The organism is Sphingomonas sp. (assembly GCF_019746015.1).
Taxonomy (GTDB): domain Bacteria; phylum Pseudomonadota; class Alphaproteobacteria; order Sphingomonadales; family Sphingomonadaceae; genus Sphingomonas.
The window spans coordinates 18,455-27,064 of sequence record NZ_JAIESM010000054.1; the positions used below are offsets into that span (position 1 = coordinate 18,455).

The 8,610-nt window shown below is 66.4% G+C and carries 4 protein-coding genes and 1 pseudogene; all 5 read left to right on the forward strand.

The genetic code is table 11. The annotated features are described in order from the left end of the window. The first annotated feature begins 98 nt into the window (after window positions 1-98). Entirely contained in the window at window positions 99-2,417 is a 2,319-nt protein-coding gene (locus K2Y03_RS08430; protein WP_294089964.1) for a TonB-dependent receptor, read from the forward strand. Window positions 2,418-2,716: 299 nt separating this feature from the next. Continuing rightward, complete coding sequence (locus K2Y03_RS08435) at window positions 2,717-4,876, forward strand: penicillin acylase family protein (protein ID WP_294089966.1); 2,160 nt, start codon at window positions 2,717-2,719, stop codon at window positions 4,874-4,876. Window positions 4,877-4,930: 54 nt separating this feature from the next. Continuing rightward, window positions 4,931-7,762 carry a pitrilysin family protein gene (locus tag K2Y03_RS08440; RefSeq protein ID WP_294089969.1) on the forward strand — a complete coding sequence of 944 codons (2,832 nt, stop codon included), beginning with the start codon at window positions 4,931-4,933 and terminating at the stop codon, window positions 7,760-7,762. 12 nt (window positions 7,763-7,774) lie between these two features. After that, on the forward strand, window positions 7,775-8,080 hold the full coding sequence (locus tag K2Y03_RS08445) for a hypothetical protein (RefSeq protein ID WP_294089974.1): 306 nt from the start codon (window positions 7,775-7,777) through the stop codon (window positions 8,078-8,080). Window positions 8,081-8,320: 240 nt separating this feature from the next. Further along, a pseudogene (locus K2Y03_RS08450) lies at window positions 8,321-8,610 on the forward strand (DUF885 domain-containing protein); the annotation flags it as partial.

Genomic DNA, 8,610 nt, shown 5'->3' on the forward strand with positions numbered 1-8,610 from the left:
ATCCCCACGCCACCGAACCAGCATCATTCTGCAACGCAGCAAGCCTATTATATCGTTGATAAACCGAAATAATATTCGGTCAAAAAGGGGAAATCACCATGCGCCTATCGCCGCTGCTGCTGGCCACCACCATGCTTGCCCTGCCCGTTGCCGCGCACGCTCGCGAGGGCGATCCCGCCCGCGCGCCGGCACCGACCGCCGGTGACGATCCCCAGCCCACGGGCGACGCGGCTGAGCCGGCCCAGTCCGACATCATCATTACCGGCAACCGCGAAACCCGCCAGGTGCAGCAATTGACCCAGAAGGATATTTCGATCCTGCTGCCCGGCACCAGCCCATTGAAGGCAATCGAAAAGCTGCCCGGCGTCAACTTTCTCGCCGCCGATCCGTTCGGCCTGTACGAATGGTCACAGCGCGTGTCGATCCGCGGCTTCAACCAGAATCAGCTCGGCTTCACGCTCGACGGGATTCCGCTGGGCGATGGCTCCTATGGCAACACCAACGGCCTGCACATCAGCCGCGCGATCAGTTCCGAAAACATCGCGCTGACCCGCGTGTCGCAGGGTTCAGGGTCGATCGGCACCCAGGCGATCAACAATCTGGGCGGCACGCTGGAGTTTTTCTCGCGCGATCCGTCGCCGACCTTCGCGCTGGAGGCGAACGGCACCATCGGCTCCTACAGCACCAGCCGCGCCTTTGCCCGGCTGGATACCGGCGCGTTCGGCGATACCGGCATTGCCGCCTATGTGTCCTATGGGCGGGTGGAGCTGGACAAGTGGAAGGGCGTGGGCCGCCAGTTCCAGCAACAGATCAACGCCAAGTTCGTGGCGCCGGTGGTCGATCATCTGCGGCTGGTCGGCACGTTCAACTATTCCGAGCGGCGGGAGAATGACTATCAGGACCTGTCGCTCGGCATCATCAACCGGCTGGGGCTGGGCTGGGACAATATTTCTGACAATTTCCCGCTCGCCGTGCAGATTGCCGATGTCGCCGCCAACCGGGGCGATAGCGGCGCGCCGCGGCTGAACCCGGCCGCCGGCACCGTCTATCCCGCGCCGATCCGCACCGTGGACGATGCCTATTTCGACGCGTCCGGCCTGCGCAACGACTATCTGGCGTCGCTGGGCTTCGAAACCGACAAGGAGGCGCCGATCCGGGCCACGGTGAAGGGCTATTATCATTCCAATCACGGCCAGGGCACCTGGTTCACCCCCTATGTCGCGTCGCCCACCGGTGTGCCGATTTCGGTGCGCACCACCGAATATGACATCCGCCGGCGCGGCGTGTTCGGCTCGCTGGGGTTCGACTGGCTGTTCAACGATGTGACCGTGGGCATCTGGTATGAAGTGAACGAGTTCCGCCAGGCGCGGCGCTTCTATGGGCTGGACAGCCGCACCACGCCCACCCGCTTTGCGCTGGAATTCCAGGCCGTGCCGTTCTTCACCCAGTGGGACTGGCGCTATAACACTGAAACGGTGCAATATTATGTGCAGGACCGGTTGAGCTTCGGTCGGCTGACCATCAATTTCGGGTGGAAGGGGTTCGACGTGCGCAACCGGGGCACGCCGATCGTCGCGGGCGGGCTGGCGCAGGGCAATATCCGCGTCACCGACTGGTTCCAGCCGCATGCCGGCTTCAACGTGGCGCTGGGCCGGGCGGAAGTGTTTGGCGGCTTTACCCAGGTGACGCGCGCCTTCACCTCGGCGGCGACCAGCGGCCCCTTTGCCACCACGCAGGCCGGGTTCGATGCGCTGGGCAATTTGCGGCCGGAAAGCTCGGACACCTATGAACTGGGCACGCGCTTTCGCGGTGGCCGCTTCACCGGATCGGTGGTGGGCTATTATGTCGATTTCAGCAACCGGCTGCTCGCCTTCACGCAAGGGGCCGGCATCATCGGCAACCCGCCAATCCTGCAGAATGTGGGTTCGGTGCGCAGCTATGGCGTGGAAGTGGCCGGCGATGTGCGCCTGCCTTATGGCTTTGGGCTGTTCGCCACCTATAGCTTTAATGACTCGACCTATCGCAACGATGTGGTGAACCGCGCCGGCGTGGTGGTGGCGCGCACCGCCGGGCGCACGGTGGTGGATGCCCCGCGCGACCTGTTCCGCGCCGAGCTGCGTTATGACCAGCGCCGGTTCTTCGGCCGGCTGGGCTTCAACTATACCAGCCGGCGCTTCTTCACGTTCGAAAATGACCAGTCGGTGCCCAGCTTCACGCTGGTCGATCTGACGCTGGGGCTGCGCATGGACTGGCCCAACATCGTGAAGGGCGAATTGCAGTTCAACGCGACCAACCTGTTCAACGAACGCTATATCGCCACCATCGGCTCCAACGGCTTCACCAATCGCGGCGACAACCAGACATTGCTGGCCGGCGCCCCACAGCAGTTTTTCGTGACGTTCCGTACCCAGTTCTGAGCCGCGATTCGGGAAGGGCGCTCCGGTGCCTTTCCCGACGGGCGGCACGGCGCGACGCCCGCCATTTTTCAGTTCCGGCGCGATTTTTTCAGATTTGCGCGCGTGCTTCCCCTTCGCGGCCCGCGCCGGCTTGGGCTAGACCCTGTCCCGCGCAGGCAAAAACACCGTTCGTGTCGAGCGCAGTCGAGACACGTGGGCCGGGCACAGCGCGCGGCTTCACGTCCCTCGACTGCGCTCGGGACGAACGGATCTAGGGTCTGCAGGGCAGAAACCAGGCTCGGCGCAAAGGGAGACGGATGATGCGCAAATGGGGCGGGCGGATCGCGCTGGTGCTGATCGGCATCGTGGCGGTGGTGATGGCGGGGCTGGCGCTGTGGGAGCCGCTGACCGCGCAGGCGGAGCAGGCGCCGCCGCCGCACCGTTATGACACGCGCATCGTGCGCGACACGTTCGGCGTGCCGCACATCTTCGGCACCACCGATGCCGATGTCGCCTATGGCGTCGCCTATGCCCATGCCGAGGATGATTTTGCCACGCTGCAGGAAGTGGTGGCGATGACGCGGGGCCGCGCCGGCGCGTTGCTGGGGCAGGAAGGGGCGGCGATCGACTATGCGCTCCACCTGCTCGACGCCCGCGCGACCGTGGCCCGCGACTATGAGAAGCAGCCCGCCGATGTGCGCGCGCTGCTCGACGGCTATGCCGCCGGATTGAACCATTATGCCGAAAAACACCCCGGCGAAGTGCGGCTGTCGCGGCTGTTCCCGGTCAACGGGCGCGACATTGCAACGGGGTTCGTGCTGCGCTCGCCTTTCTTCTTCGGGCTCGATCCGGTGCTGGGCGCGCTGGTGAAGGGGGAAGCGCCGCCCAAGCAGAGCGCCGGCCCCGCGCCCGACGTGCCCGATCCGGCCGCGCTCGCGCCGGGTACGCCGGAGCCGCAAGCGACGACCGACAATGGCTCCAACGCCTTTGCGCTGGCGCCGCGCCGCACGCCCGACGGCGCGACCCGGCTGATCGCCAATTCGCACCAGCCCTGGCGCGGTCAGGTCGCCTGGTATGAGCTGGTGGTGCACTCAAAGGCCGGCTGGGACTTTGCCGGCGCCACTTTTCCGGGCGCGCCATACCCGCTTTTGGGCCATAATCGCACGCTGGGGTGGACAAATACCGTCAACCGGCCCGATCTGATCGACATCTACAAGCTGTCCACCAATGCGGATGGCACGCAATACCGCTTTGATAACAAATGGTTGCCGCTGGAGGCGCGGGGCGTGTGGCTACCCGTCAAGCTGTGGGGACCCTTTGTCCTACCAATCTACAAGACTGTCTACAAAGCACGGCAGGGGCCCGTCATCGTCAATCCAAAGGGTGCCTTTGCGATCCGCTATGGTGGTGCTGACCAGCTGCGGATGGTGGAGCAATATTACCGGCTGACCCGGGCGCGGACCTTCGCCGAATGGCAGGCGGCAATGGCGATCCAGGGCGTGCCGGCGACCAATTTCATCTATGCCGATGCCGCCGGCAACATCGCCCAGTTCTATAACGCCAGCTTCCCCAATCGCCGGCCGGGCTATGATTATCGCGCCGTGCTGCCCGGCGACACTAGCGCCGACATCGCCCCCGGCACCGTTGCCTGGGCGCAGGTGCCGCGCAATGTGAATCCGGGCTCGGGCTTCATCATCAACGCGAACAACACCCCCTATCAGGCAGCCGGCGCCGGTTATGAGCTGAAGCCCGGCGACTATTCGCCGCTGCTCGGCATCGAGACCGACACCACCAACCGCGGCACCCGCGCGATCGAGCTGATGGGCGCGGACCCCAGCATCAGCGAGGCGGAGCTGCTGGCGATCAAGTTCGACACCGGCGTCAGCCGCAACAGCTGGGCGGCGCGCTGGTTCGGGGTGCTGATGGCAGTCGATCCCCGCGGCGATGCGCGCGTTGCCGGCGCGGTGGCGCTGCTCAAGCGCTGGGACTGGAATTTTGACGGGAAAGGCGGCGCCGACGCGCTCGCCAACATCCTGCTGCGGCTGGGCAATGGCTGGCATTATCGCCGCCGGCCGCAGACCGACCCGCGCACCGCACTGATCGAGGCGGCGGACTATCTGCAAAAGCATTTCGGCCGGCTCGATCCGCCGTTCGGCACGGTGTTCCGCCTGCGCCAGGGCAAAGTCGACCTGCCGCTGGACGGGGGCGCCGACGTGCTGCGCGCTGCCTCCAACTGGACGCCGGCGCGCGATGGGGTGCTGGAAGTGATGCACGGCGACAGCTTCATCATGGCAATCGCGTGGGACCGGGCAGGGCGCGTCCGCTCGCAGTCCGTGCAGCCCTATGGCGCGGCGACGACGCGGCCGGAGTCGCCCCATTATGCCGATCAGGCGCCGCTCTTCGTCCAGCACCGCTTCAAGCCGGTATGGTTCGACCCGGCCGACCTCGCGAAGCACCAGGAGCGCGCCTATCGCCCCTAGCGCACGGCTCAACCTAACGATATGCCAATGTGCAAATCACGACAGGAGTAGAGGATGTCGCCGCGTTATCTGTTCGCCACGGTGGCTGTTGCCGGGCTTGCCGTCCCCTTCGCGGCAGCCGCCCAGACCGCGCCCGCGTCGATCGCCAAGCCAGCCCCCGTTAGCGAGCTGATCAAGAAGATCGACATCCCCTATCAGCGCTTCACGCTGCCCAATGGCCTTCGCGTGCTGGTCCACACCGATCGCAAGGCGCCGGTGGTGGCGGTGAGTGTGTGGTACGACGTGGGCTCCAAGCACGAGCCCAAGGGCAAGACCGGTTTCGCGCATCTGTTCGAGCATCTGATGTTTAACGGCAGCGAGAATGCGCCGGGCGATTTCTTCGAGCCGCTGAAACAGGTCGGCGCCACCGATCTGAACGGCACGACCAGCTTTGACCGCACCAATTATTTCGAAACGGTGCCCACCCCGGCGCTGGAAAAGGCGCTGTATCTGGAAAGCGACCGGATGGGCTATCTGCTCGGCGCGGTGACGCAGGCCGTGCTCGACGAGCAGCGCGGCGTCGTCCAGAACGAGAAGCGCCAGGGCGACAACCAGCCCTACGGCCTGCTCCAGTACCGGATTTACGGCGGGCTGTTTCCCGAGGGCCACCCGTATAGCCACACCCCCATCGGCTCGATGGCCGATCTCGATGCGGCGAGCCTTGACGATGTGAAGACCTGGTTCCGCAGCAATTACGGGCCGAACAACGCGGTGCTGGTGCTCGCCGGCGACATCGATGTCGCGACCGCCAGGCCGCTGGTGGAGAAATATTTCGGCGGGATCGCCGCCGGCCCCAAGAGCCAGCCGCCCGCCATTGCCATCCCCACGCTCGACGCGCCGAAGGCAGAGGTGATCAAGGACCGGGTCGCCGCCACGCTCGTCACGCGGCTGTGGGCGGTGCCGGGCCTCAATGACAAGGAATCGTCGGCGCTGACGGCGGCGGCCCAGGTGCTTGGCGGCCTGTCCAGCTCGCGGCTGCAAAATGCGCTGGTCCGCAAGGAAAAACTGGCGGTTCAGGTCAGCACTGGCGTTCAGGCGCTGGCCCAGGCCGGCATTTTCCAGGTGGTGATGGTGGTCCGCCCCGGCGTGGACGCGGCCGTTGCCGGCAAGCGGCTCGACGAGCTGATCGCCGATTTCATCCGGACCGGTCCGACCGAGGACGAGCTGCAGCGCACCGTTACCACCGCTGTGTCGCGGCGAATCTCCGGGCTTGAGTCGGTCGGCGGCTTTGGCGGCAAGGCAGTCGCGCTTGCCGAGGGCGAACTCTATTCGGGCGATCCGGCCTATTACAAGAAGCGCCTCAACGATCTCGCCGCGCAGACGCCGGCGAGCGTCACGGCCGCGATGCAGAAATGGCTCAGCCGCCCGGTCTATGCGGTGTCGGTGGTGCCCGGCCCGCGCGACGCGACGACCGATGTGGCCGCAACACCCAAGCCGGTCGCCGCCCCGCCCGAGGCCAAGCCGATGGGCACGCGCCCGCCGGCGCCGACGGTTGGCGCGGTGGCCAATCTGGTGTTCCCCAAGGTTGAGCGTGCCCGCCTGTCGAACGGGATCGAGGTGATCTATGCCCAGCGCACCGCCGTGCCGGTGACGCGCGCGCTGATCAGCTTCGACGCCGGCGTCGTCGCCGATCCCGATGGCAAGCTGGGCACGCAGCAGCTGACGCTCTCGATGCTCGACGAAGGCACGACGACGCGCGATTCGATCGCCATTGCCGAGGCGCGCGAGCGGCTGGGCGTCAGCTTTGGCGAGGGGACGAGCGCCGACCGCACCTATCTGTCGGTCGCTGCCCCCAGCGCCAATGTGGCGGGCGCGCTGGACCTGTTCGCCGATGTGGTGCGCAACCCCGCCTTTGCCGAGGGCGAAGTGGCCCGGCTGCGCGCGACGCAGCTCGCCGGCATCCAGCAGGAGCTGACCAATCCGCAGGGGCTGGCCGGCCGCGTGCTGCCCAGGCTGATCTACGGCCCTGCCTCTCCCTATGCGAAAACGGCGGCGGGCAGCGGCGATCCGGCGGCGGTGGCCAAGCTAACGCGCGACGATCTGATCGCCTTCCAGCATGCCTGGCTGCGGCCCGACAAGGCGAAGATTTTCGTCGTCTCCGACCTGCCGCTTGCCAAGCTGGTGCCCCAGCTTGACCGCCGCTTCGGCAGCTGGGTCGATGCGGCCGACGCCGGGGTGAAGGCGCAAGGCGTGGCGGCAAGCCCGGCGGCGCCCAAGATCGTGCTGATCGACCGCCCCGATTCGCCGCAATCGCTGATCACCGCAGGCCAGCTGACCCCGGTAAAAGGCAGCGACGATCTGCTGCCGATCGAAACCGCAAACGACGTGCTGGGCGGCGACTTCCTGTCGCGCATCAACCTCGACCTGCGGGAGACCAAGCACTGGTCCTATGGCGCTGGCGGCCGGTTCGCGCAGAACGAAACCTATGTCACCTATCGCATCAACGCGCCGGTGCAGGCGGACAAGACCGGCGAGTCGATTGCCGCGCTGCGCGGGGATCTGGCCGATTTCCTGGGGCCAAAGGGCATTACGGCGGATGAATTCACCCGCACCATCAATGGCGCCACGCGCGAACTGGCCGGCAATTTCGAAACCGCCGCCGCCGTGCTGAGCGCGATGCTCGACAATGACCAGTATCGCCGGCCCGACAATTATTACGCCACGCTCACCGCCCAATACCGGGCGATGACGCGTGAAGGGCTGGATGCGGCGATCCGCCGCGCGCTCGATGCGACCCGGTTCGTCTGGGTCGTGGTGGGCGATGCAAAAGTCGTGCGGCCGCAGCTTGACTCGCTCGGGCTGCCGGTTGAGGTGGTGCCAGCCGCGTCCGTGGCGGGCGCGAAGTAGGGAGAGACGAAGATGGCTACCGTCGATGGAACTTGGGATACGCTCGTCAAGTCGCCGCTGGGCGACCAGAAGGGCACGCTGGTGGTTGCCAGCAACGGCGACAGCTGGACCGGCACCAATACCGGCCAGATGGGCTCGGTTGAAATCACCGACGGCACCATCGAAGGCGGCAACACGCTGAAGTGGAAGATGAACATCACCGTGCCGATGCCGATGACGCTGGATTGCAGCGCGACGATCGACGGCGACACGCTGACCGGCTCGGTCGGCGCCGGCGCGTTCGGCAGCTTCCCGATGAGCGGCACCCGCGCCGCCTGAACGGGTGTGAGATTAGCGGTCGGGGAATGCGCCAAGGCGCTTTCCCCGGCACCGGTTCGCTCCCCCACCCCGCCTCCCACAAGATACTGCCGTTGGGAGGCGGGGTGGGGGAGCGGGCCGGCACCGCGAAGCTTGAAATAGGGCTCGTGCCGGGTGCGGCGCGGGCCCTTTTCGCTGCCGGTTGCATGACCCCCAGGGCTCGGCCATGCTGGTGACCTTGAGCGACAAGGGGGGCAGCGCATGAAACTCGACCGGCGACAGCTGATGGCAGGGGCGGCAGCCGGTGCGGTGGCGGCGATCCCCGGCGTCTCGGCAGCGCAAGCGCCCGGGAAGCGGCCGATCGATGCGCTGTTCGACACGCTGTTCTTCGACACTCTGCGCCTCAACCCCGAAGGCGCGACCAATTTGGGGCTCGATCGCGGCGACAATGCCGACCTGCGCGCCAAATTGTCTGACGAGGGGCCGGCCGGCCGCGCTGCCGCGCGCGCGCTCACCCAGCGCCAGATCGCCCAGCTGGAGGCGTTCCCGGT

Coding starts and splice junctions, on each gene's coding strand:
- K2Y03_RS08430 (WP_294089964.1), top strand. CDS start 99: ATGCGCCTATCGCCGCTGCTGCTGGCCACCACCATGCTTGCCCTGCCC.
- K2Y03_RS08440 (WP_294089969.1), top strand. CDS start 4,931: ATGTCGCCGCGTTATCTGTTCGCCACGGTGGCTGTTGCCGGGCTTGCC.
- K2Y03_RS08445 (WP_294089974.1), top strand. CDS start 7,775: ATGGCTACCGTCGATGGAACTTGGGATACGCTCGTCAAGTCGCCGCTG.
- K2Y03_RS08435 (WP_294089966.1), top strand. CDS start 2,717: ATGCGCAAATGGGGCGGGCGGATCGCGCTGGTGCTGATCGGCATCGTG.